The organism is Nostoc sp. FACHB-152 (genome assembly GCF_014697475.1).
GTDB lineage: Bacteria > Cyanobacteriota > Cyanobacteriia > Cyanobacteriales > Nostocaceae > Nostoc_B.
In genome coordinates this window covers 1-22,737 of the sequence record NZ_JACJRV010000095.1, presented here as the reverse complement: position 1 = coordinate 22,737, position 22,737 = coordinate 1, and the positions used below count along the sequence as shown (strand labels likewise).

The following is a 22,737-nucleotide window of genomic DNA, read 5'->3' as shown; positions in this document are numbered from 1 at the left end:
CTGCATCAGTGAAGTCGCTGGAATACGCCATTAGCATTGGATTTTAGATGCTGAGGAGTACCTTAATTCAAAACCTCATAAGATGTCAAATGGGTTCTATAAGCTATTTTACGAAAAAGTGTATTTAAAAAAAAACTAAGTATGGAAATATGTTTTGATTTCTCAATCAGTTTTTAGGCTTTGCTTGTTAGATAAGCTTTTGCTCCTCAGTATAAGTTCAAAATTTAAACATATATAGTCTCTATATAAGTCAGTATATACTGATTTAAGTAATTTTTGAAGCTGAAGTACCTCAAAAGATATAAAAATAATATTTTTTCTAAAAAAATATTCATACTATTGATAGGTGTCAATTTATTGTTTAATATATTAAGGAATAGTGTTATATATATATATAAATATGTTAAGGATTGTTGCTTAATGAGCAGCAATGCAGGCATAGCTAGGCTTACAGTGCAACTTCAGAAGAATAAAAACTTTAGCGATCGCACTCGTTAGAACTCTTGCATAAATATTTTCTGGTATAATGAAGAGTTATTTTCTTTTAGATTAGAGAAGTTAAAATAGCCACAATTTACAAAGTTTCTAATATTAACTATTGCTGGAGAATCTTTACCTAAAAATTCAATATAGCAAACTGATTCAGCAATTATTTATTTGCTGAATTATCATGATTAATTCTGCTTTATTTAAGCTTTGAAAGCTAATTCATGATTATAGATTCCAGCAATCAGATTAGACCTTAATCCAAATCTGCGATGGCGATTTCGGTATTGATTAGATAAAATATTGAAGATTTTTAGCCGACGATTAACGTGTTCAACCACAATTCGTAATCGATTAAGTTGTCGATTAGATTGCTTCTGCTCCTTCGTCAACTTTTTACCTTTCAGTTTCTTAATCGGTGTTTCGCTTAATTGATGAATTTTCTTAATTCCTTGATAGCCCTTATCCGCGATAACTTTGAGCAATTCTCCAAACCTTACACCACTTGTTTTAAATAACCTAAAATCATGAATTCTCCCCTTTCCATGCCCTAAACAGATAACCTGACCATTTTTTTGGCTTACTACTATTTGCGTTTTTAATGTATGTTCTCCTTGTTTACCGCTAAAAAACTTTTTTTGACCTCTTGTCGGTTTTTCAATTGGGCTTTCCATCACATCTATCACAACTAAATCTTCTTGTGATGACATTTTTAATAATTCTTTTTTTCCAGGTAGACTAAACTTTCTTGAACTAATTAAAACGTTTTCTATTTTAGAAACTGTTCGGCATACTGCCGACTCTGATAGTCCCCAGTCTAATCCAATATGGTAATAAGTGCGGTATTCTCTCCAATATTGAATGACCATTAAAACTTGGTCTTCAATAACTAATTTAGGACGGCGACCAGGCTTCTTTTTGTTTTGAGCATCAGCTTTAACTACATCAACCATTAATTCAAAAGTTTTACGGCTTACTCCAGTCATTCGCTTAAATTTTTTTGCAGTAAGCTGTTTGGCTTTCTCTATTTTCACGGCTCCTCAAAGTCCTAATCGCAAATTGCCAAACCTTTAATTCTACCACAAAACATTTTTGCAAGAGTTCTGTTGTATCTAGATTTTTGAGGAGGGATCGCATTTGTTTTATCCAGGCTTTTGAAGGAACGATCGCACCCATAACCCAAGACTCCCATAAAGCGATCGCACCTTTAATATCCTTTTTTCAAAAGCGATCGCAGTTTGAGTACCAGATTTTTTCACGAGCGATCGCACCCATAACCTAAGATTTCCCATACAGCGATCGCAGTTTGAGTGCCAGTTTTTTCAAAAGCGATCGCAGTTTGAGTGCTAGATTTTTTCACGAGCGATCGCACCCATACCCCAAGATTTCGCATAAAGCGATCGCACTTTTAATATCCAGATTTCGTCAGGAGCGATCGCAGTTTGAGTGCCAGATTTGTTCATGAGCGATCGCACTTTTGATATCTAGATTTTTTCAAGAACGATCGCACCCATAACCTAAGATTTCCCATAAAGCGATCGCACCTTTGATACCCAGATTTTGTCAAAAGCGATCGCACCTTTGATATCCAGATTTTGTCAAAAGCGATCGCAGTTTGAGTGCCAGTTTGGTCAAGAGCAATCGCACCTTTGATATCCAGATTTTGTCAAAAGCGATCGCAGTTTGAGTACCAGATTTTGTCAAGAGCGATCGCACCTTTGATATCCAGAGTGTTGAGGGCGATCACACTTTTTGTATCCAGAACTTTTAGGGAGCGATCGCCTAACTGACCAAGAAATAGCATTAGGAACTTTTATCTTGTGTAACTGGTTTTGGTACATCGTCGCATAGATGGCGATCGCTCTCCTCAACATTGGGGTTATTCTTCAGATAATCCGACACCCAATCACAACCTCGTGCCAACAAATCATCCAAATCGAAATTCCATAACTTTACAGTGCCGTCCCAACTCCCAGCAGCGATAGTTTTGCCGTCTGGACTAAAAGCAACTCTTGTAACAACGCTACTATGCCCTTGGAGGGTTTTAATAAGTTGCCCCTGCAAATTCCACAACTTCACAGTGCTGTCCGAACTGGCAGTGGCAATGGTGTTGCCGTCCGGGCTAAAGGCGACACTCCAGACCCAGTCGCTATGCCCCTGGAGAGTTTTGCTTGCCCCAGACTGCAAATTCCACAACTTCACAGTGTTGTCCGAACTGGCAGTGGCAATGGTGTTGCTGTCTGGGCTAAAAGCACTGCTATGCCCCTGGAGGGTTTTGCTTGCCCCAGACTGCAAATTCCACAACTTCACAGTGCTGTCCGAACTGGCAGTGGCAATGGTGTTGCTGTCTGGGCTAAAGGCGAGGCTTTCAACATAATGCTGAAAAGTTTTGATAGATTTCGGTTTTCCCTGCAAATTCCATAAGCGAACCGTCTTGTCCAAACTACCAGCGGCGAATGTGTTGCCATCCGGGCTAAAAGCAACACTTGTAACCCTAAGGCTATGCCCTGTGAGGGTTTGACTTGCTCCAGATTGCAAATTCCACAACTTCACAGTGCCGTCCTCACTCCCAGCGGCGAATGTGTTGCCATCCGGGCTAAAAGCAACACTTGTAACCCTAAGGCTATGCCCTGTGAGGGTTTGGCTTGCTCCAGATTGCAAATTCCACAACTTCACAGTGCTGTCCGAACTGGCAGTGGCGATAGTTTTGCCGTCTGGGCTAAAAGCACTGCTATGCCCCTGGAGGGTTTTGCTTGCCCCAGACTGCAAATTCCATAAGCGGACTGTCCCTGTCCTTTCGTTACTGCCAATAGAGATGGTTTTGCCGCCCGGACTAAAAACGAGGCTTTCGATAAAACCTGTATGTCCTTGAAGGACTTTGATAGGTTGTCCCTGCAAATTCCACAACTTCACAGTGCCGTCACTACTGCCAGAGGCGATAGTATTACCATTCGGGCTAAAGGCGACGCTTATGACACTACTGTTATGCCTTGAAAGGATTTTGATAGGTTTCGGTTGCCCTTGCAAATTCCATATGTGAATCACCCTATCCAGGCTGCTCAAACTATTTATTTTCCCACTGCCAACAGCAATAGTGTTACCGTCCGGGCTAAAGGCGACACTCCAGATAGAACTGCTATCCTCTGAGAGGGTTTGGCTTGCTCCTGACTGCAAATTCCACAACTTCACAGTGCCGTCCTCACTGCCAGAGGCAATGGTGTTGCCGTCCGGGCTAAAGGCGACACTCCAGATAAACCCGCTATGCCCTGGAAGGGTTTTGATAGGTTTCCCCTGCAAGTTCCATAAGCGAACCGTCTTATCCAAACTTCCAGAGGCGATGGTGTTGCCATCCGGGCTAAAGGCAATACTTGTAACTTCAAAACTATGCCCTTTGAAGGTTTGGCTTGCTCCTGACTGCAAATTCCATAAGCGAACCGTCTTGTCTCTACTGCCAGAGGCGATGGTGTTGCCATCCGGACTAAAGGCAACACTTCTGACCCAATTTCTATGTCCTAGAAGGGTTTGACTTGCTCCAGATTGCAAATTCCACAGCTTAACAGTGCCGTCCTCACTGCCAGAGGCGATGGTGTTGCCGTCCGGGCTAAAAGCGATGCTTTCGACAAAACCGCTATGCTCTCGGAAGGTTTTGATAGTTTGCCCCTGCAAATTCCACAACTTTACAGAGCCGTCCTGGTTGCCAGTAGCGATGGTCTTACCGTCCGGACTAAAGGCGATTGTTGTTCCTTCTAGTCGGTTGTGTTCACTAACCCCATAAACAACCTGCTGTAAAGTACTTAAACCCAGCATCCGGGTGTCCCATTCTAAAAACTTGCTTTCTTGTTTGATTTTTTGACCTATCCTCAAGGCTTGTATTAATGCCTCAAGTTCTAGGTTTGAGATCAAGAGGTTCTCTGCGGTCAGGCTTTGGGTATTTATCTCAGCATTCAATCTTCTGATGTCAGCAATTCCTTGCTGAATAAAAGCAAAGATAGTCAATCCACTCAAAGTCAGAATCACTCCAGTTACAGAGCTAATTAAGCGACGGCGATTATTTCGTCTCCTTTGCAGACTACAGTGCAAAAATTCAGTTTCTAACTGGTTAAACCAGTTATGACTAGACTTGAGTTGCTCATTTAACACATCGAGGTAGGGATTAGTATCCCACAGAAATTGTACGGGCTTCCTTTTGACACTCTCCTGCTGCTTCTGCTTCCACCACAGTCGAACCACCTGAGCATTGATTTTATTAAATAAATTTTCGCCAAAATACAAACTTTGATCCAACCAATCAAACAAAGGTTTAGTCTTTGTCAACAAAACAGATGGCTGTATCTTGCTGTCAATCGTTCTCCACTCCATCGCCGCCGGAGTCAACCGCCGTTGCAGAATTAAACTTTCCTCATCTTCTTGTTTCCATACCAGCAGCTTTTGCCATCCCCGCACTAAGGCATCATGGGCTGGTTCTACATAGGGATTACCATCAATATCTTCTCCTTTCACCAATAACCGGGCATCTGTAAAATGGTGAATCACCTCTTGCACCCGTTCGTTTTCCCCTGATGGATACTCCAATTCTGATAACGACACCCTTCTACGAGCCAATTCACCCCCACCTACCGCAACCATCCGTAACATCACATGACGGATAGTGTGGGCATAGGCTGTATCTCGTTTCACCAACTGCTCATATTCACAGTCTGCTCTTTGGGTAAGACTCCGCGCCACTCCTCCCAATTCTTGATAATCCTGCTCGGTAATTGCCCGATTATGCCTTGAACCCTTTAAATACTTCAGGTAAAGTTCACTCAAAGTAAAAGAAAGTAGCGGCAAAGCTCCTGGCATCTGAGCTACTTCATCAATTAACTTATCCACCAGATCGTGTGGCTCAAAATACATCACCCTTGCCGATGCTGGTTCCTCAATTGCTGCTCGTAACTCGTCCCGTGTCATTGCTGGCATAATAAATCGAGCCTTTTTCCAGTATTCCTGGAGATGATTATCCTGAAACTGGGGTTCAAAGTCACTGCGTAGAGTCAGTACAATCCGCAGATGTTCTGGATACTTAGCTACTGCTACAGCTAAGAAATTTAAAAAGTTTTCCCGTTCTGGCTCATCCCGACACAGGGTAATCACTTCCTCTAATTGGTCAACTACAAATAGCAACTTCAACTGGGGATTGCGCTTACACCAAGCGTTCATCCTAGCTGAAAGGCTTTTTATTGCTTGTTCATAATTGATTTTAGACAGGTCAACAACGGGGATCTTTTCCTGTGAAAGTGTATTATTTAACTCTCGAAAGGGCGATTCCCCTGGACGCATAGGTGCTAAAATCAGCCACTCTTGCTTATTTGACTGTGACTGTAACTTTTTGAGATAAGGTATCAATCCCGCTTTAACTAAGCTAGATTTCCCAGTCCCAGAAGCACCCAAAACTACAGTTAAAGGCTGTTCATTTACAAATTCATACAACTGTTGTGTTAATTTCTGTCTGCCAAAAAACAGAGAACTATGTTCTTCCTCAAAAGATTCCAAGCCACGATAGGGGTTTTTCGATTCATCTAGAGGTGGTGCAGACGGTAAATTGAGTGCGTGTCCTGGTGGAAGAAAAATATACTCGCCTTTATCATGCTTCTTCAGAGGCCAAATGCCTGGGGTTTGTCGTTGCCACCGCGATTCATTAACTAATTCCACTGCATCACGCAGATATAAATACAACTCTGTAGCCGTAATTACCCCATCGCCTGGAGGTTTACCATTCGTAGCCGGAGGATAACAATCCGCTTGCCCTTCTAAGGCTGCTAGTAATGCTGCGGCAAAGGGGGAATGATTGCCTTCCACACCTCGTTGGCAGTTGAGTGAAAAAGCATCTAAGGCTTTTTGATCATAGGCCGCACTAGTGATTACTTGCCATGCGGGATCAGAAATAAAGCGGTCATAACGTTCTTTATAGACTGTTTTCGCTGCCAAAATCTCTCTTTTGTTACTTGACCAGCGAAACGCCCCAGCAAAGCAGCAGTCAAGAATACCCAGAAAATGACGACAAGGTAATTGATTCAAACAGTCATGCAACTGAGTCATTGGTAGGTAAGTTTGAACATTTCCCTCTTGGGCATCTTGGGGAATCAAATAACCTTTGGGGCCATCATCCTCATCTCCATTGAGGGCAATACCATGACCAGCAAAATACAATAGCAATTGGTCATCGGCGGTAACTTCTCCTGGGAGGGTTGTCTCCAGCATCTCGCAGAGATTTTTGAAAGTGGCTGCTTCATCCAAATATTCCCACACTTGGTATCCATACTTTTCCCGTAACAATTCCACCAGCTTGACGGCATCATTAACAGCATTTTGTAGAGGAGGAATGCCATTGGTGTAGTTGTTAATTCCGATGACAATTGCCAAACTACGAGCAAAATTTGGCATGGAGTAGCTCCTTGGTTAGTTGTGTCGGAGAAAACGAAAAACAAATAATAGAATCTGCGATCAGCTATGCTGGGCGCAACGCGCTCACTTACTTGTCAGTTCGCTAATTCACTCAAGAGGCACACTTTAATCTATTTGTATTCATTTAAGACAAATATGTCAAATGTATACCTCAAAAATCTGCGGAATTTGCTTAAGAAATTACTAAATTAGGTCTGAGATTAGAAGTATCAAATTTACTTATGAGTTCTGAATGCTATAAAATTTTAAAGTAAATGATGGCATATTTTTGGAGAGCAACTTATGCCCAGAAAGCCTACTAGCAAAGCCTTTCCAGTATTAGATATTGAAGAAACTGCAACCATAGAGGAAGAACAGGCAAAATACTTGCTTGTTAACGAAGATTCTCCAGATTACTTAAACAAGGTGGACTTGATAGACGCTATTCGTCAAGCACCTAACAAGGCGGCTCGTAGAGATGCGATCGCAGACGCAGCGAAAGCCCTGGGTAAAAGCACTCGAACTATTAAACGCATGATAGAGAAAGTCGAACAGGTAGGGGTTGCGACTCTAGCTGTTGGGCGTAAGGATAAGGGACAATATCGTATTTCCAAGCAATGGCATGATTTTATTGTGAACCTTCATAAATGGGGACACAGGGAGGGTTCCCGGATAAATCATCATCAGATTTTTGGGTATTTAAAAGCTTTAGCCTCTCAGGGAGAAAAACTGCTAGACAAGAAATATGATGAAAAATTTAAAGAATACTCTCAGGTACGAAAAGATTTAATAGCAGGAAAGCATCCTTCTCATGTCACTGTTTATAAAGTGATAAATTCTTATATAGAAGAAAAAAATAAGACATTTCGCCATCCTGGTTCACCGATAGAAGGACAAATTATTCAAACGACTGAAGGTAATTTAGAAATCACCCATAGTAACCAGATTTGGCAGATAGACCATACTAAATTAGACATTTTGTTAATTTATGAGGACGACAAAAAAGTTACTTCTCGTCCATACATCACATTGGTAATGGATAGTTATTCTGGTTGTGTTACAGGGTTCCATCTAGGTTTTGAACCCGCAGGCTCTCATGAAGTTGGTTTAGCTCTGCGTCATGCAATTCTGCCAAAGCACTACAGAACAGAGTATAAGCTTCAAGAAACATGGGAGATTTATGGAATTCCTGAATATGTAGTGACAGATCGTGCAAAGGAATTTAAGTCAGAACATTTAAAACAAATTTCACTACAATTAGATTTTGTACGACGTTTGCGTGCTTTTCCTCAAGCAGGTGGTTTAATTGAATCAATATTTGACAAAATTAATAAAGAAATTTTGTCCTTATATGGTGGATACACTGGTTCCAGTATTGAAGAACGTCCTCCAGAAGCAGAAAGAACTGCCTGTTTGACATTGGATGATTTAGAAAAAATATTAGTGAGATATTTTGTAGATCATTATAATCATCACAATTATCCAAAGGTCAAAAATCAAAAACGTATTGAACGATGGAAATCAAGCCTTTTAGAAGAACCTGAACTGATCGATGAACGTGAATTAGACATTTGTTTAATGAAAATTGCGATTCGCAATGTAGAAAAATATGGTTCTGTAAACTTTCTTGGTTGGGTATATCAAGGTGATTGCTTGCTAAATTACGAAGGTAAGCAAGTTTCTTTAAGATATGACAAGCGTAATATTATAACAATCCTTGCTTATACACGACTTACTAATGGTGAACCAGGAGAGTTTATTGGTGTTATACAAGCTAGAGACTGTGAACGAGAAAGGATGCCTCTAGGTGAATTGAATTACATTAAGAAAAAACTGCGCGATGAGGGTAAGCAAGTAGATAATTCCTCTATTTTGAACGAACGATTAGCTGTTTTTGAGGATGTTGAAGAAACTCGTAAGGAGAGGCGCAGACAAAGCCGTAAAAAAGCCCAGCAGAAACATGAGGTTAAAACTAACAAATCAAAAGTATACGAGATATTTCCAGACAATAAACCAGCAGAAGAAATCATAATTTCACAAGAAAATGTAATATATACTAACTTTGACGGGGATACAAGAAACAATGTAAATTCAATAGATAAGCAAATTCAACAGAGTAAACCTGATACTAATCAAACAGCAAAAGTTAAACGAAGACCTAGAGTAGCTGTTAATGATTGGAATCAATTTATGAGGGACAATTGGTAGGTTAAATGTCACAGACAAACTTAGCTCATGCCAATCTAGAAATCCAGCAGCAGGTAGGTGCAGATTTTCAACCTGCTGAGGAACAGAGGCGATCGCCCCAATTACAAGCTGAGGTTGAGCGGATTGGTAAGGCTAACACGTATTTTGCTCTAGACCGCGATACAGAATTGTTTGACTGGCTTGATGATCAGCGTGATGCAAAACTCTGTGGTTATGTAACATCAGCTACGGGTTCTGGCTTATTAAAAGCTTGTCAACTGTACAGGACGCAATATGTAAAACGAAGAGGAACGTTGTTGGAAATTCCAGCGACTGTCATTTACGCCGAAATTGAGCAGCATGGTGGGCCAACGGATTTATATTGTTCCATTTTGGAAGAAATAGGTCATCCACTTGCTAATGTTGGCGCATTAAGAGATTTGCGATCGCGTGCATGGGGAACTCTGAAAGCATACGGTGTAAAGTTACTCGTGATCGGTAATGCAGATTACCTGACTTTAGAAGCGTTTAACGAGCTAATTGACGTTTTCACAAAACTTAGAATCCCAGTTATTTTAGTTGGGACTTACTATTTGAGTGAGAATATTCTGGAACGGAAAAGTTTGCCATACGTGCGCGTTCATGACTCCTTTTTAGAGTCATACGAGTTTCCGAATTTAACTGAGCAAGAAATAATTGAGGTTGTGGAAGATTGGGAAGCAAAATTTCTGCCAGAAAATGGTCGATTAAACCTTACGCAAATTGAGAGTGCAATTTCTTATTTGCGGCTAAAATCTGCTGGACTGATTGAGCCTTTGTATGATCTGCTTCGGAAAATAGCAATCTTGAAACTAGATGAGCCAAATTTTGAACTGAATCAAGCTAATTTAACTAAGAAATTTGGCAGACGTAAGGAACCAAAAGTTAAGTTTAAACGGAAAAGCTGAACTAGCTTATTTGCTTTAGGTTTAAGTTTTAATTCAAATTCTGAACCAAAAGTTATGGAGCCAGAAGCAATTCATACTCCACCTTGGTACACTGAACCCCAGGAAGGGGAAAGTATCAGTCACTATTTTGGTCGATTTAGACGACACGAAGCTGTTTGCGTATCATCGCCTGGAACTTTAAGCAAAGCCGCAGGTATTGGCCCAGTCTTAGCAAGGTGGGAGAAATTTCGGTTTAATCCGTTTCCCAGTCAAAAGGAATTAGAAGCTATTGGTAAATTAATTGGCTTGGATGCAGACCGAATTGTTCAAATGCTCCCACCCAAGGGTGAAAAAATGAAACTGGAGCCAATACGCTTGTGTGCTGCATGTTATGCAGAGCAACCATACCATCGATTGGAGTGGCAATTTCAATCAACAGTGGGGTGCGATCGCCACAAGTTACGTCTACTTTCGGAATGTCCCTATTGCAAAGAACGCTTTGCTATTCCAGCGTTATGGGAACAAGGCGAATGTAAAAAATGCCATGCACCTTTTAGAAGTATGAAAAAGAGGCAAAAAGGATACTAAGCAATTCTTAATTTATGTAGATAAGAAGAAGAATAAAAAAGAGACGGGAATGAACCACGTCTCCAGGTGATAGAAAATTTATTTATCAAAGCTTTTACGCTGCATCTGCTACTAGCAAGCCGTTAACAGCTATTATTATCAACTGTGCTTGTAAAGGAGTATCGCAACGAGGTCTGTCATCGGTATTACAAGATTGTGCTATCCATTTACCCTCAAGATTCTGATAAAAAGTACCTAGCAATTGCCAACCGTTCCAAACTCGATAAAGTTCTCCGAAATCATCGGTCACGGAATCAATTTCTATTTCTGGCGGTGCTGGGTCAGTTAATTGGTCAATGTATTCGCCAAATTCTGACTGGCTCAAAGTTTGGTCGTCAAATCCTTCTTGTATAATCATGTGAATAACCTCACTGATGGGGTTTTACTAAAGGTGATCGCATTACTCTTGGCGGAGGGCGATCGCCTTTTGTTACTATATTGTAATTACTTGTTAATACTAAAACAAGAGTGTTACTACAAAATTTTCCAAACCCTGCAAAATTGAGGTAAATAGAGTTATTACAGATTTAGGGTTTGAAGCGACAATTAACATGGCAAAGCGTCAGACAACAAAGCTGAACAATCAAATCATCGTCAGAATGGATGATGAGACAAAGGAGGCTTTTATGAATAAAGTTCAGTCTGAAGGGAAAACTGCTTCGGAATTAATTATGGGATGGATTCGTTCTTACCTTACAGAAGAACGTCAAGAAGCACCCGATTTAAGCACAATGCACAGGGACTTAGAGAACCTAAAGCAACAAGTTGCAGTTATTCAAAACGAACTCTTGGGAAAAATCGCAGCCTGAGAGATGAAAATGATTCTCTCAGGCGATGGATAGACGAAATTATTAACTCTGCCCCCAGGATTCCAAAAGACCCGTCAGACACTTGACGGGTTTGGTTTTCTTAAGAGCCAATATTGTTATTACTAATATATACAAGTAGTAACTAAATCATATTGTTTGCGATCGCCTAAATCATTACCCTCTTGTATCTAAGCTTTTATAGACATTGTTGTAATTCTTTCAATAATGGGTGTAATGACGGTGAGTATAACTGAAGTGCGATCGCGCACTTTGTTCACAAAATCTGACAGAAAGCCGAACTTAATAACTTCCAAGAGGGGAACGGTTCAATTTATCCTTATAAAATTTCCAATTCGCTAAAAATTTATTTATCAAAGCCACGAAGTGATCGCCATGATTACGTTTTCTTTCCTTTAAGGGCAACGATATCCTGAAATCTTCCTCCTTGTGGCACTTTAATCAGTGCATCTGCTACACCAGCATATTTATAGGATACATATTTAACAAACAATAAAACTAAAACATAATTTTTATAGTGCGAGGCATCCATCCCACCCCGCAATTCATCACAGCTTTTCCATAACGAACTATAAAGTTCACTTTTCTTAATCGCCATTTCGTGTAGCCTGCAACAGATATCCCCTGCTCAACTCTGCCAGACGTTCTTAACTCCGTCTGACACTTTGCCTTGAAGTTTTTACATCGTGCAAAGAATCAATAACATACCACGCATCAAGACTTTGCTCATGTAGTGGCTGAGGATATATCGTATACCACGAATCCGAAAATTGTCTTATCTGTAACAGATAGGTAATTATTGCGGCGGATTTTGCTGCTTCTGCCGTTCCTCAACTGCTTTACTTACAATTCGCACCACAAGATTACTGATGGGACGGTCTTCTTCCTCCGCCCACCTCACTAAAGCCTCATGGATATCTTTGGGGAAATATATCGAAGTTTGTACGCGATCGCTCTGGCTCATCGACTCTAAAAGGATTTGTCGCCAGTCCATCATAACCTTACAACCTTGTTACAAGGCTAAATAATGTTTAACAATGTGTGGCAAGGTTTTATGGTAAGTTGAAAACATTGCCAAGCATTAATTTAATGTTTAAAAAGTTTTTTTGGTAAAGGTAATCAGCAATTAGCTCTAGATACGGAAATAAAAAACATTTATTTTGTGGAGTTGCTGCAACTATGACCCGCGATCGTCAGAAAAATTCTACCCAGCCAATTCTGAGAACTATAACTTGCCATTTGAGTGGTAGAGAAGAAGCACTTCGTAAAGTATGGGAAGAAATGGTTCAAGAAAATACTCCTTTAATTGTTGACTTGATAAAGGCTGTAAGTGAGCAACCAGAATTTGAAATAAATAAAGCAACTGGAAAAATAACTAAAGAGGAAATCAATAAATTACGTAAATCTTTAACACAAAATTCAGGACGTACTTACACATCGGTAGACTGTTTAGTAAAAGAAGCGTACTCTTCATGGCTTAAGCTTTATCAAAAAAGAAAAACACAGAAAGAAGGTAAAGAATATTTTCTCAAAAATATACTCAAAAGTGATGCTGAACTTGTAGAGCAAAGTAATTGCGAATTACAGACAATACGTTGTAAAGCAAAAGAAATACTTAGTCTGATAGAAAAATTCATAGAACAAATTAATAATAGTGAACTAAATACAAATCAAACAATTTCAGCTAAGAAAAACAATAACATTCTTGACAAAATATTAAATGATTTCTTTATTAAAAATCTAAATAAAAGTGCGGAGATAGGCTTAACCGATACTCTATATGAAATTCATAGGAACTCATCGGATAGTTTAACGCAGTGTGCGGTTGCTTACCTAATAAAAAATGATAATAAAGTTAGTGAGGCAGATGAAAATCTCACACAATTGAATAAACGTCGCGCTGCAAAAGAAGTCGAAATTCAACGTTTAGAAACACAGATACAGAATACCCGATTACCTAATGGTCGAGATATAATAGGAGCAAAATCTAGTCAAGCATTTAACAATCTAATCAATCAAGTACCTAAAGATGATGAAGAATTTGCAGAATGGATAGCTACTTTTTTGAAAAAAATATCAAGTTTACCATACCCAATAGATTATCTATCTGGCGATTTAACTTGGTACAAAAATGAAAAAGGAAAAATTTTTGTTTATTTCAATGGTTGGTCTAAATACCACTTTCAAATTTGTTGTAATAAACGCCAACTTCATTTTTTTGAACGTTTTCTAGAAGACTACAAAGCTTTGAAAGCAAGTGAGAAGGGAGGAGAAAAGCTCTCAGGTAGCTTGGTAACACTACGTTCGGCACAGTTATTATGGCAACAAGGTGAAGGTAAAGGGGAACCGTGGAAAGTCAATAAATTATCCCTGCATTGTACCTATGATGCTCGTTTATGGACAACAGAAGGTACAGAAGATGTAAGGCAAGAAAAGACTGATAAGGCTCAAGCAGAAATAAATCAAGTAGATATTAATGAGAATCTTGATAGTAAGCAACAGAAAAAGCTGACTAAAAATAAATCTTCGTTATCTCGGCTTAAGAATTCATTTGCTCGTCCTAGTAAACCAGCTTATCAAGGTCAATCTAATATAATTGTTGGTGTTAGTTTACATCCTGTTGAATTAGTAACACTTGCTGTAGTTGATGCCAATACTAAAAAAATACTCACCTGTAAAACGGTCAAAGAGCTACTAGGCGACGCTTTTCCCCTGTTAAGTCGTAGAAGAAGACAACAAGTTCATTTTCGTAAGGAGAGAGAAAAAGCTCAGAAAAAAGATTCTCCATGTCATCTAGGAGAGGCAAAGCTAGGAGAATATGTTGATAGTCTACTGGCAAAACGAATAGTGGAAGTCGCTAAAGAATATCAGGCAGGGCGTATTGTATTACCTGGATTAAAAGGCATTAGGGAAATTCGTACTAGCGCAATTCAAGCAAAGGCAAAAACTAAATTTCCAGGCGATATCAATGCACAAGAAATATATGTGAAGGAATATAATCTCCAGATACACAGTTGGAGTTACGGCAGGCTTCAAGAATCTATAAAATCAAAAGCTGCTGAATTAAAAATTAGTATTAAATCTGGTAAACAGGCATCTTATGGCACTCTTAAAGAAAAAGCGAGAGATTTAGCATTATCTGCTTAGTAATGCAAAATTCATACTATTGGTAGATAAATTTCTATCTAAATGTTGTAATATCTAATTTAAGAAATCGGTGCCATCTATTATGATGCGACAGTATAACCCCTTTGTTTAGATACTGTAAGAATGGGTTAGTTTATTAACGACGCTTGAAAAAGTGTTTTCTTTCTGGCCCTGGTAGCTGCCAACTCTACCTGTGCGTTCATCTAAATGTTTGTTAGCAGTAATTGTTTGGGTAAGCAAATGCTGCTTTTAGATGAGAAAGGACTCGCACCGAGACGCATGGGAAGTATAAGGTGTTAGGGTGCCAAACAGCCCAGAACCTTAGCTCTTGACATCAAACTCTTTCAGCTTGGTGTTGGGTGCCAGAGCGGCCTGTATTACTAAAATCATTGATTTTGGTTTTACGAGGAACTTCTATCTCTTACTTTATAGCAGAGTAAGGGTACGGGTATACCGTCATGGTGGCTACTGAACTACCACCCCCTAATTTTTATTTTTGGCAAGTCAAAGCAGGGGCAAAATACCTGGGATGCTGCCACTTTGTTAAAACTTATATTTTGACCGAACTTCACAATTTTTGATGGGAATGCAAGTTTATTTATTAGCTATAAAAAATTAGTTTTTAAATAGATTTGCCAGAAACGCCTGTGGAAAACGGTGATGAAAATAGTTTTGACAAGTTAGGGTTTCAACAACCCTATCAGTAGGTGGTGCGTTGAAAGTTACGTTGTTTTGTGGAAGTTTCCGAGGCTCCCTCAGTTTCAACAACCCTATCAGTAGGTGGTGTGTTGAAAGATTTAGATAGCGAAATTTTCAGCTATCTTACTTTTACAGCCTTCTATCGTAAAATTATTTATTAGGGTGGTTTGAAAGGAGCGCTGCAATGGCATACTGCCAGAAGATGTGCTGTCTCTACTAATGTCTTGAAATATATTAGAGTCAATGTATCTGAAGACTGCTATACCTTTCTTTGGACAAAAATTCTTTAAAACTGGTTTCAACTCTGGACAAAAATTCTTTAAAACTGGTTTCAACTCTGGACAAAAATTCTTTAAAACTAGTTTGATGGCTGAAAGTAAGGAAAATAGGTAACTTATGTCCATCACATTTGACAAATTGGACAAGAATTCTTTAAAACTGACAATAAATATTTAATGTACAAATGGAGCTAAGCGGGTTCGAACCGCTGACCTCTGCAATGCCATTGCAGCGCTCTACCAACTGAGCTATAACCCCAAACAACAGTATCCAATTATAACTTAAATATTTATCGTTTGTCAAGTCATCTTTAGTAACTGATTTAAATGTATGTAATAACCTGACCTAATACCTAGTAATTTCTACGAGACTTGTAATAAGTAGCTCATGCAATGACCCATGAGAAAGTAAACTACTAACATAGCCGCAGCCGCAAGAGCTACTAAAGTACCAGCCAGCATTAGAGAAAATTCTTTATTTTCATAGGCTTTTTCCATTAAATGCAATGACCATGCCACCAGAGCTACATCAAATAATAAAATAGGAATCAACATATTTCTTAATATTTATTAATACTTATAAATCAATATTAACATCGTTTTTCAGAAGTGTATGGAATTTAGGTAGCAGGAATCTAGATTTTAATGATATGTTTGACTCTATGAGTACAAACGTACTGGCAGTGAGCGATCGCTCAAATAGTTTTTAATTTCCGAGACACTTAATTGCCCGTAATGCAGTAATGACGCTAATAATGCGGCTTCTGCTTTACCTTCAGTTACAGCTTGGTAGATATGTTCACAATTGCCTGCACCCCCAGAGGCAATTACGGGAATTTGTACTGATTGAGCGATCGCTTTGGTTAACTCTAAGTCATAGCCGGCTTGAGTACCATCAGCATCCATACTGGTAACTAAAAGTTCTCCTGCTCCTCGTTGTTCAACCTCAGTAGCCCATTTGAGAGCATCTAAACCTGTATTTTCTCTCCCACCACGTACGTACACATCCCAACCAGGATTTGCCGGGTCTACTCTGCGTCTGGCATCAATTGCAACAACTATGCACTGATTACCAAAGCGATCGCTAGCCCGATTAATCAACTCTGGGTCACGTACTGCCGCAGAGTTAATACTAACCTTGTCTGCTCCAGCCCGTAACAAAGCTTTAACATTTTCTAAGGTTTGAATTCCGCCGCCTACAGTTAGCGGAATAAAGACCTGCTCGGCAGTGCGGTAAACCACGTCGAGAATTATATCCCGGTCTTCATGAGTAGCTGTAATATCCAGAAATACTAACTCATCTGCCCCAGCATCGTTGTAAACCTTTGCCAACTCAACCGGATCACCTGCATCTTGGAGATTGACAAAGTTAACTCCTTTTACAACTCGTCCCGCCTTGACATCCAAGCACGGTAAGATCCTTTTAGACAACATAATAAATTCTTAACTCCTTCCTTCATTGCCCGGAATTTAAATTTTAAATTGGTACGTGTCTTCCCAAACTAAAATTTTCGCATTTGAGGTTTCTGCTCAAGTATTGCGATATTAGCCCGCTTGCAAAAAAGTTTTGCAAGCGGGGGGAAAGGGAAACGGTTAAAGGGAAAGTGTATTTTATTAACCCTTTTCCCCTTTTCCCATTACCCTTTTCCCTACTTCTGCAAGAAGTCCATCGATGGCGTTCAACCAGTCCTCAAGTCCAAATAAATAGCTGAATTATGGCGATAATCTCCTCGAAAAAACAGCCTCCAGAACCCAACAAACAACCCAAGGAACAGTGGGAATCAGTAAAAGCATCTTCCCCAGAAAAGATTTTGCAACCAGAAGCCGCTTTTGATGAACAAGGAAAGCAAGAAGAGAGTATCCGACCGCAGCGATTTGCCGATTATATTGGGCAGAAAGACTTAAAGGATGTGCTAGACATTGCCATCAAAGCTGCAAAATCACGCTGTGAAGTGCTGGATCATTTGTTGTTATATGGCCCGCCAGGATTGGGAAAAACGACAATGGCAATGATTTTAGCATCGGAAATGGGGGTCAACTATAAAATTACGAGTGCGCCTGCGCTAGAACGTCCTAGAGATATTGTTGGGCTATTAGTAAACCTTAAACCCGGAGACATCATATTTATCGACGAAATTCATCGTCTTTCAAGGATGACTGAGGAAATTCTCTATCCAGCTATGGAGGATTATCGCTTAGATATTACCATTGGCAAAGGTACGAGCGCCCGGATTAGAAGTTTGCCACTGTCAAAATTTACTCTAGTGGGAGCCACAACTCGCGTCGGTGCTTTGACTTCGCCTCTGCGCGATCGCTTTGGCTTAGTTCAAAAGTTACGCTTTTATGAAGTGGATGAACTGAGCAAGATTGTTATGCGTAGTTCTCAACTATTGCAAACCAACGTTACAGATGATGGTGCAACAGAAATCGCCCGTCGTTCACGAGGTACACCAAGAATTGCCAATCGACTACTTAAACGAGTGCGTGATTTTGCCGAAGTCAAAAAACTAGCAGAAATTACCGAAAGCGTAGCGGCTGAAGCACTCGAACTCTTCCAAGTAGATCCATGCGGCTTAGATTGGACAGACCGCAAAATGCTAAGTGTAATTATTGAGCAATTTAATGGTGGCCCTGTGGGTTTAGAAACTATCGCCGCCGCCACTGGTGAAGATACCCAAACCATCGAAGAAGTTTATGAACCTTACCTGATGCAAATTGGCTATTTAAGCCGCACCCTCCGTGGACGCATCGCCACTAAAGCTGCATATCAGCACATGGGATTCAAGCCACCAAATGAGCAGATGTCTCTTTTGTGAAGCAACGCGACAGAGTGCGATCGCATGATCACGCTCTGGGGGATGTGAGATTATATGATCGCACTCTGAACAGATTAAATAGAATGCTTCATGCGCCGAGATTCAATTTTCTACAAACTGTTTCAACAATCCCCCACTTTATTATTTCAACTATTGACAAATATCCCAAAAAATGCGAATGCTTATAGGTTTGATTCAGTAGCTATCAAAGAACCTAAATTTGAAATAGATGGTGTATTTCTACCCCCAGAAAACGAAGGTGCTGGGGTTGTTTATTTCTGCGAGGTACAGTTTCAAAAAGATGAACAGCTTTACGAAAGGGTATTTGCGGAATCATCGTTATATTTCTACTGCAACCGTGCCAGATTCTGCGATTGGCAAGCAGTGATCATCTACCCGTCACGTAACATCGAACAAAAAAACATCCGAAAGGGCGAGCCGCGCCATAATAGAGATGATCACTACCATCATGGTGTACAAATTTGAAAATTTAAGTCGAGCCGAGGTAGAGTCAATGTTAGATATCACTCTTCAACAAACGAGAGTTTACCGAGAAATCAAGGAAGAAGCACGAACGGAAGAAGCTGCTAACCTGATTATTCGACAATTGAGTAAGCGGTTTGGAGATTTATCAGAGGAAATACGCTCGTCCATTTCTGGTTTACCTTTACCTGTTCTCGAAGATTTGAGCGAAGCACTGTTAGAATTTGGCAGCCTTGCGGATTTGCACGTTTGGATAGAAGCTGTGAGAAATTAAATTAGTAGCGATCGCTGTAGTCTAAAAATCGATACATTTATTTATAGGTTTTCCAGAAACTTGCACTGTTGGGCGGAAAGTTTGGGTGATGGCTTGCTGTATGAGACAGTTTTCGCCATGATAAATTGTGGAATCTCCACCGCAGATAGACACAGGTAAACCCAGATGATTAAGTTAATTAGTGTTGTTCTTTGTCTGTTACTTGTGTTTGGCTGGGGTCAACCAGTCATGGCACAATCCCCACAACCCACCTTTACACCAGAAGAACTGCAACAAGGCGAGGATTGGAAAAATCAAGCATTTACAGCGACAAATCAGGGTGACTTTGCCACGGCTGAAGAGTATTGGACAAAAATTATTGAGAAATTTCCGATGAATCCCGGTGCATGGAGTAATCGCGGAAATTCGCGGGTGAGTCAGAATAAGTTGCAAGAAGCATTAGCAGATTACAACAAAGCTGTGGAATTAGCTCCAAATGTTACAGACCCGTATTTGAATCGGGGTACAGCTTTAGAAGGTTTGGGCAGGTGGGATGATGCGATCGCAGATTATAATCATGTCTTAGAATTAGACCCTAAAGATGCAATGGCCTATAACAATCGCGGTAATGCCAAAGCAGGTTTAGGGAGATGGGATCAGGCGATCGCAGATTATCAAAAATCTAACGAAATTGCCCCAAATTTTGCCTTTGCTCGTGCCAACTATGCGATCGCTTTATACGAAACTGGTGAAATTGACAAAGCAATCCGCGAAATGCGAAATATTGCGCGGAAATATCCCAAATTTGCCGATGTACGTGCAGCTTTAACAGCTGCTTACTGGGTAAACGGGCAGAAAGGCGAAGCCGAAAGTAATTGGGTAGCCGCCTATGGATTAGATAATCGTTACAAAGATATCAACTGGGTGAAAAATATCCGCCGTTGGCCGCCTAGCATGGTGGCTGCTTTAGATAAGTTTTTGAAACTTCAGTAGGTAGTTTCTGAAAAACCGCTTGTACCCGCCTATATCAATTTATGGACGTTTTCTGGTATACATTACATCAAGCTTGTAACTACACCAGAGACAAAAATATGACTCACTATGGATTAATCTGTCCGGCATCAACGGGTCATCTCAACACGATGCTTCCCCTGGGAAAAGAATTGCAACAAAGGGGACATCGTGTTACTTTATTTAGTTTTCTCGACGCTGAAGCTAGAACACTTGCAGCCGGATTAGAATATTGCGCCATCGCTGAAGCTGAGTATCCAGTTGGGATACAAACAGAAGCCTTAGCTAAGTTAGGACAACTTAGTGGAAGTGCTGCGTTGAAATACACTGTTGAATTACTAAGAAATAGTGCAGCTACTATGCTGAGGGAAGCACCTTCTGCAATTAAAAATGCAGGTGTAGAAGCATTGCTGATAGATCAAGTTTCAGGAGAAGGAAGCGCGATCGCAGATGTACTAGGTTTGCCTTATATTACTGTTTGTAGTGCTGTAGTGCTTAATCGGGAAGATAGCGTCCCTCCTTTCATGACTAACTGGGACTATAACCCAGCTTGGTGGGCTACTTTACGTAACAAAGTTGGTTATAAATTATTGGATCGCATCGGCAAACCAATCACAGAAGTTATCGAGGAATATCGTCAAAATAATAATTTACCTGCTTACTTTGATCCTAATAAACGCTATTCCTCACTAGCTCAAATCAGCCAACAACCTGCGGAATTAGAATTTCCCAGACAAAATTTACCTCAGTGCTTCCATTTCACAGGGCCATATCACAGTTCAGTTGGTCGAGATGTTGCTGATTTCCCATTTGAAAAGTTGACTGGGCAAACTTTAATTTATGCCTCAATGGGAACTGTCCAAAATCGCTTGTTAGGAGTTTTTCATTCTATTGCTGAAGCCTGTAAAGATTTAGATGCCCAATTAGTAATTTCTTTAGGTGGTTCTGCAAGTCCTGAAGTTTTACAAGGATTACCTGGAAACCCTTTAGTAGTTGGTTATGCACCTCAACTCGAATTACTTCAAAAAGCCAACCTCACCATTACTCACGCAGGAATGAATACTACCTTGGAATGCTTAACAAACGGTGTGCCAATGATTGCGATTCCTGTTACTAATGATCAACCAGGTGTAGCGTCTCGTATCGCTTGGTCTGGATGTGGTGAGGCTATACCCGTAAAGACACTAACTGTTTCTAAACTGCGAACAGCTATTCAAAAAGTATTGACAAATGATTCTTATAAAAACAATGCTTTGAGATTACAAGCAGCAATTAAGACATCTGGGGGAGTTAGTCGAGCAATTGATATTGTTGAACAGACTGTAGCTACAAGAAAACCTGTTTTCAGAGAAACAAAATAATAACTCTACTATTATGAATAACTTCAGTAGAAAACTTGGTTTAGTTGAGAACCTGTTTGAAATTCTTCATGATTTCGGCGCACTGATAGATGTGAATGCTGTTCGGATATCAGGTTTACTCAAACCTGATATTTTGCAACAGGCTCTTGAATTAGTACAAAAGCACCATCCTATGCTTCAGGTTCACATTGTTGATTTAGAAGATGGTGTTTATTTTCAATCTGAAGGAACAGCCAAAATACCTTTGCGGGTTTTAGAGAAGCAAAATGATAATCAATGGTTAAATATTGCTGAAGAAGAGTTACATAAAAAATTTTCTAGAGGTTTAGATCCTCTTTGCCGGGTTACTTTGATTTATTCTAATGAAAGTAAGACTGTGAGCGAAATCATTGCCACATTTCATCATGCTATTACCGATGGAATGTCTTGCATGAATTTTATCCACGAGATATTAACTTATTATCAGCAAATAGCAGAAAGTTATCTGATTGAAAAAGTAGTTACAATGCCACTACTTCCTCCGATAGAAAATTTGATTAATCAGAAATTGAATGTAAAAAATCTAGTAGAGGATGAGCAAAGAAGAAATATAAACGAACAAAATCCAGAATTACTCAAGTTAATTATTGAGCGAGAAGCTCCTTATACTGAGCGTAGAACCTGCCTTTTACCTAGATATTTAAGCAAGGATAACACTTTACTGTTATTTGACCGTTGTAAACAAGAAGCAACAACAGTACATGGAATTCTTTGTGCTGCTATGTTATTTGGGATATCTAAATTAACATTAAAAGATAAGCCAGTATACTTGTCTTGCGGTTCCAACATCAATTTACGTAAGTACTGTAACCCTATAGTTAATGATGATTATATTGGTTGCTTTATTTCTCTTATAGACTCAAAGCATACTTTATCTTTAGATACGAATTTATGGGATTTAGCGAGAGAATGTAAATTACATTTGAATAACTCTATTAATAACGGTGTTCATCTAAATAAGATTGATAACGAGAATATAAAAAATATTAATCATCATATAATTTTACAAATGGCAGAATATGAAATGGGAAGAAGCCACTCTGTTAGCATCTCCAATCGTGGTAAATCTAAGTGGCTCTCCCAGACTAGATATGATAAATTAGTAGCAGAAATACCAATTGAGTAGAATTCTTCTTCTAAAATTATCAAAGTTAGTTAAACCATAAGCTCTTCT

General features: G+C 39.7%; 21 protein-coding genes, 1 tRNA gene and 1 pseudogene. 10 read left to right on the top strand and 13 right to left on the bottom strand.

Annotated elements, in window-relative coordinates; translation table 11 throughout:
* Positions 1-689 precede the first annotated feature (689 nt).
* The 6 genes from H6G76_RS32075 to H6G76_RS37470 all read right to left on the bottom strand — a co-directional run bounded on the left by H6G76_RS32075 (position 690) and on the right by H6G76_RS37470 (position 6,909).
* Positions 690-1,520, bottom strand: a complete 831-nt coding sequence (locus H6G76_RS32075; protein WP_313934866.1) for an IS5 family transposase — start codon at positions 1,518-1,520, stop codon at positions 690-692.
* 108 nt (positions 1,521-1,628) lie between these two features.
* A complete protein-coding gene (locus H6G76_RS32070) occupies positions 1,629-1,778 on the bottom strand; it encodes a hypothetical protein (RefSeq protein WP_190709914.1) in 150 nt (49 codons plus the stop codon).
* The gene (locus H6G76_RS32065; RefSeq protein ID WP_190709912.1) at positions 1,742-1,879 is read right to left on the bottom strand and encodes a hypothetical protein; all 138 of its coding nucleotides are present in this window, start codon (positions 1,877-1,879) and stop codon (positions 1,742-1,744) included. The genes H6G76_RS32070 and H6G76_RS32065 overlap by 37 nt, the downstream gene beginning before the upstream one ends.
* Positions 1,880-2,049: 170 nt before the next feature.
* Positions 2,050-2,190 (bottom strand): hypothetical protein, encoded by a 141-nt coding sequence (locus H6G76_RS32060; protein WP_190709910.1) that lies wholly within the window; start codon positions 2,188-2,190, stop codon positions 2,050-2,052.
* Positions 2,153-2,290 carry a hypothetical protein gene (locus H6G76_RS32055; protein ID WP_190709908.1) on the bottom strand — a complete coding sequence of 46 codons (138 nt, stop codon included), beginning with the start codon at positions 2,288-2,290 and terminating at the stop codon, positions 2,153-2,155. The genes H6G76_RS32060 and H6G76_RS32055 overlap by 38 nt, the downstream gene beginning before the upstream one ends.
* Positions 2,290-6,909, bottom strand: a complete 4,620-nt coding sequence (locus H6G76_RS37470; protein WP_190709907.1) for a caspase family protein — start codon at positions 6,907-6,909, stop codon at positions 2,290-2,292. Before H6G76_RS37470 ends, H6G76_RS32055 begins: the two co-directional genes overlap by 1 nt.
* A 303-nt stretch (positions 6,910-7,212) precedes the next feature.
* Here H6G76_RS37470 and H6G76_RS32045 point away from each other — a divergent pair, with 303 nt between their 5' ends.
* From H6G76_RS32045 to H6G76_RS32035, 3 genes are read left to right on the top strand one after another with little or no spacing between them, the layout of a single operon-like run.
* The gene (locus tag H6G76_RS32045) at positions 7,213-9,117 is read left to right on the top strand and encodes a Mu transposase C-terminal domain-containing protein (RefSeq protein WP_190709905.1); all 1,905 of its coding nucleotides are present in this window, start codon (positions 7,213-7,215) and stop codon (positions 9,115-9,117) included.
* A 5-nt stretch (positions 9,118-9,122) separates the two neighbouring features.
* On the top strand, positions 9,123-10,043 hold the full coding sequence (locus H6G76_RS32040; RefSeq protein ID WP_190709903.1) for an ATP-binding protein: 921 nt from the start codon (positions 9,123-9,125) through the stop codon (positions 10,041-10,043).
* A gap of 54 nt (positions 10,044-10,097) precedes the next feature.
* The gene (locus H6G76_RS32035) at positions 10,098-10,610 is read left to right on the top strand and encodes a TniQ family protein (protein WP_190709901.1); all 513 of its coding nucleotides are present in this window, start codon (positions 10,098-10,100) and stop codon (positions 10,608-10,610) included.
* A gap of 94 nt (positions 10,611-10,704) precedes the next feature.
* Here H6G76_RS32035 and H6G76_RS32030 read toward each other — a convergent pair whose 3' ends face one another.
* On the bottom strand, positions 10,705-11,007 hold the full coding sequence (locus H6G76_RS32030) for a hypothetical protein (RefSeq protein WP_190709898.1): 303 nt from the start codon (positions 11,005-11,007) through the stop codon (positions 10,705-10,707).
* A 193-nt stretch (positions 11,008-11,200) separates the two neighbouring features.
* On the opposite strand from H6G76_RS32030, the gene H6G76_RS32025 reads away from it, so the two are divergent.
* Complete coding sequence (locus H6G76_RS32025; protein ID WP_190709896.1) at positions 11,201-11,458, top strand: hypothetical protein; 258 nt, start codon at positions 11,201-11,203, stop codon at positions 11,456-11,458.
* Positions 11,459-11,855: 397 nt separating this feature from the next.
* Here H6G76_RS32025 and H6G76_RS32020 read toward each other — a convergent pair whose 3' ends face one another.
* Both H6G76_RS32020 and H6G76_RS32015 read right to left on the bottom strand, forming a co-directional pair.
* Complete coding sequence (locus H6G76_RS32020) at positions 11,856-12,074, bottom strand: type I restriction-modification system subunit M N-terminal domain-containing protein (RefSeq protein WP_242056613.1); 219 nt, start codon at positions 12,072-12,074, stop codon at positions 11,856-11,858.
* A gap of 198 nt (positions 12,075-12,272) precedes the next feature.
* The gene (locus tag H6G76_RS32015; RefSeq protein WP_199337605.1) at positions 12,273-12,473 is read right to left on the bottom strand and encodes a ribbon-helix-helix domain-containing protein; all 201 of its coding nucleotides are present in this window, start codon (positions 12,471-12,473) and stop codon (positions 12,273-12,275) included.
* A gap of 182 nt (positions 12,474-12,655) precedes the next feature.
* On the opposite strand from H6G76_RS32015, the gene cas12k reads away from it, so the two are divergent.
* Entirely contained in the window at positions 12,656-14,623 is a 1,968-nt protein-coding gene (gene cas12k, locus H6G76_RS32010; RefSeq protein WP_190709894.1) for a type V CRISPR-associated protein Cas12k, read from the top strand.
* A gap of 1,163 nt (positions 14,624-15,786) precedes the next feature.
* Here cas12k and H6G76_RS32005 read toward each other — a convergent pair.
* From H6G76_RS32005 to hisF, 3 genes are all read right to left on the bottom strand, one after another.
* Positions 15,787-15,859: transfer RNA gene (locus H6G76_RS32005), tRNA-Ala, on the bottom strand.
* 104 nt (positions 15,860-15,963) lie between these two features.
* A complete protein-coding gene (locus H6G76_RS32000) occupies positions 15,964-16,155 on the bottom strand; it encodes a hypothetical protein (protein WP_190562787.1) in 192 nt (63 codons plus the stop codon).
* 105 nt (positions 16,156-16,260) lie between these two features.
* Positions 16,261-17,034 carry an imidazole glycerol phosphate synthase subunit HisF gene (hisF, locus tag H6G76_RS31995; RefSeq protein WP_190709893.1) on the bottom strand — a complete coding sequence of 258 codons (774 nt, stop codon included), beginning with the start codon at positions 17,032-17,034 and terminating at the stop codon, positions 16,261-16,263.
* A gap of 281 nt (positions 17,035-17,315) precedes the next feature.
* Here hisF and ruvB point away from each other — a divergent pair, with 281 nt between their 5' ends.
* Both ruvB and H6G76_RS38325 read left to right on the top strand, forming a co-directional pair.
* Positions 17,316-18,416, top strand: coding sequence for a Holliday junction branch migration DNA helicase RuvB (ruvB, locus tag H6G76_RS31990; RefSeq protein WP_190709891.1), 1,101 nt, complete (start codon positions 17,316-17,318; stop codon positions 18,414-18,416).
* A 90-nt stretch (positions 18,417-18,506) separates the two neighbouring features.
* Positions 18,507-19,173, top strand: a pseudogene (locus tag H6G76_RS38325) (DUF2887 domain-containing protein).
* Positions 19,174-19,194: 21 nt separating this feature from the next.
* Here the strand turns inward: H6G76_RS38325 and H6G76_RS37920 are convergent.
* Positions 19,195-19,326: a hypothetical protein gene (locus H6G76_RS37920; protein WP_277883152.1), complete on the bottom strand. Its 132-nt coding sequence runs from the start codon at positions 19,324-19,326 to the stop codon at positions 19,195-19,197.
* A 12-nt stretch (positions 19,327-19,338) separates the two neighbouring features.
* On the opposite strand from H6G76_RS37920, the gene H6G76_RS31980 reads away from it, so the two are divergent.
* From H6G76_RS31980 to H6G76_RS31970, 3 genes are all read left to right on the top strand, one after another.
* Positions 19,339-20,145, top strand: coding sequence for a tetratricopeptide repeat protein (locus H6G76_RS31980; protein ID WP_190709888.1), 807 nt, complete (start codon positions 19,339-19,341; stop codon positions 20,143-20,145).
* A gap of 98 nt (positions 20,146-20,243) precedes the next feature.
* Positions 20,244-21,524, top strand: a complete 1,281-nt coding sequence (locus H6G76_RS31975; RefSeq protein WP_190709886.1) for a glycosyltransferase — start codon at positions 20,244-20,246, stop codon at positions 21,522-21,524.
* A 13-nt stretch (positions 21,525-21,537) separates the two neighbouring features.
* Positions 21,538-22,689 carry a condensation domain-containing protein gene (locus H6G76_RS31970; RefSeq protein ID WP_190709884.1) on the top strand — a complete coding sequence of 384 codons (1,152 nt, stop codon included), beginning with the start codon at positions 21,538-21,540 and terminating at the stop codon, positions 22,687-22,689.
* The last annotated feature ends 48 nt before the right edge of the window (positions 22,690-22,737 follow it).

Coding starts and splice junctions, on each gene's coding strand:
- H6G76_RS32070 (WP_190709914.1), bottom strand. CDS start 1,778: ATGGGAAATCTTAGGTTATGGGTGCGATCGCTCGTGAAAAAATCTGGT.
- H6G76_RS32065 (WP_190709912.1), bottom strand. CDS start 1,879: ATGCGAAATCTTGGGGTATGGGTGCGATCGCTCGTGAAAAAATCTAGC.
- H6G76_RS32055 (WP_190709908.1), bottom strand. CDS start 2,290: ATGCTATTTCTTGGTCAGTTAGGCGATCGCTCCCTAAAAGTTCTGGAT.
- H6G76_RS37470 (WP_190709907.1), bottom strand. CDS start 6,909: ATGCCAAATTTTGCTCGTAGTTTGGCAATTGTCATCGGAATTAACAAC.
- H6G76_RS32045 (WP_190709905.1), top strand. CDS start 7,213: ATGCCCAGAAAGCCTACTAGCAAAGCCTTTCCAGTATTAGATATTGAA.
- H6G76_RS32040 (WP_190709903.1), top strand. CDS start 9,123: ATGTCACAGACAAACTTAGCTCATGCCAATCTAGAAATCCAGCAGCAG.
- H6G76_RS32035 (WP_190709901.1), top strand. CDS start 10,098: ATGGAGCCAGAAGCAATTCATACTCCACCTTGGTACACTGAACCCCAG.
- H6G76_RS32030 (WP_190709898.1), bottom strand. CDS start 11,007: ATGATTATACAAGAAGGATTTGACGACCAAACTTTGAGCCAGTCAGAA.
- H6G76_RS32025 (WP_190709896.1), top strand. CDS start 11,201: ATGGCAAAGCGTCAGACAACAAAGCTGAACAATCAAATCATCGTCAGA.
- H6G76_RS32020 (WP_242056613.1), bottom strand. CDS start 12,074: ATGGCGATTAAGAAAAGTGAACTTTATAGTTCGTTATGGAAAAGCTGT.
- H6G76_RS32015 (WP_199337605.1), bottom strand. CDS start 12,473: ATGATGGACTGGCGACAAATCCTTTTAGAGTCGATGAGCCAGAGCGAT.
- cas12k (WP_190709894.1), top strand. CDS start 12,656: ATGACCCGCGATCGTCAGAAAAATTCTACCCAGCCAATTCTGAGAACT.
- H6G76_RS32000 (WP_190562787.1), bottom strand. CDS start 16,155: ATGTTGATTCCTATTTTATTATTTGATGTAGCTCTGGTGGCATGGTCA.
- hisF (WP_190709893.1), bottom strand. CDS start 17,034: ATGTTGTCTAAAAGGATCTTACCGTGCTTGGATGTCAAGGCGGGACGA.
- ruvB (WP_190709891.1), top strand. CDS start 17,316: ATGGCGATAATCTCCTCGAAAAAACAGCCTCCAGAACCCAACAAACAA.
- H6G76_RS31980 (WP_190709888.1), top strand. CDS start 19,339: ATGATTAAGTTAATTAGTGTTGTTCTTTGTCTGTTACTTGTGTTTGGC.
- H6G76_RS31975 (WP_190709886.1), top strand. CDS start 20,244: ATGACTCACTATGGATTAATCTGTCCGGCATCAACGGGTCATCTCAAC.
- H6G76_RS31970 (WP_190709884.1), top strand. CDS start 21,538: ATGAATAACTTCAGTAGAAAACTTGGTTTAGTTGAGAACCTGTTTGAA.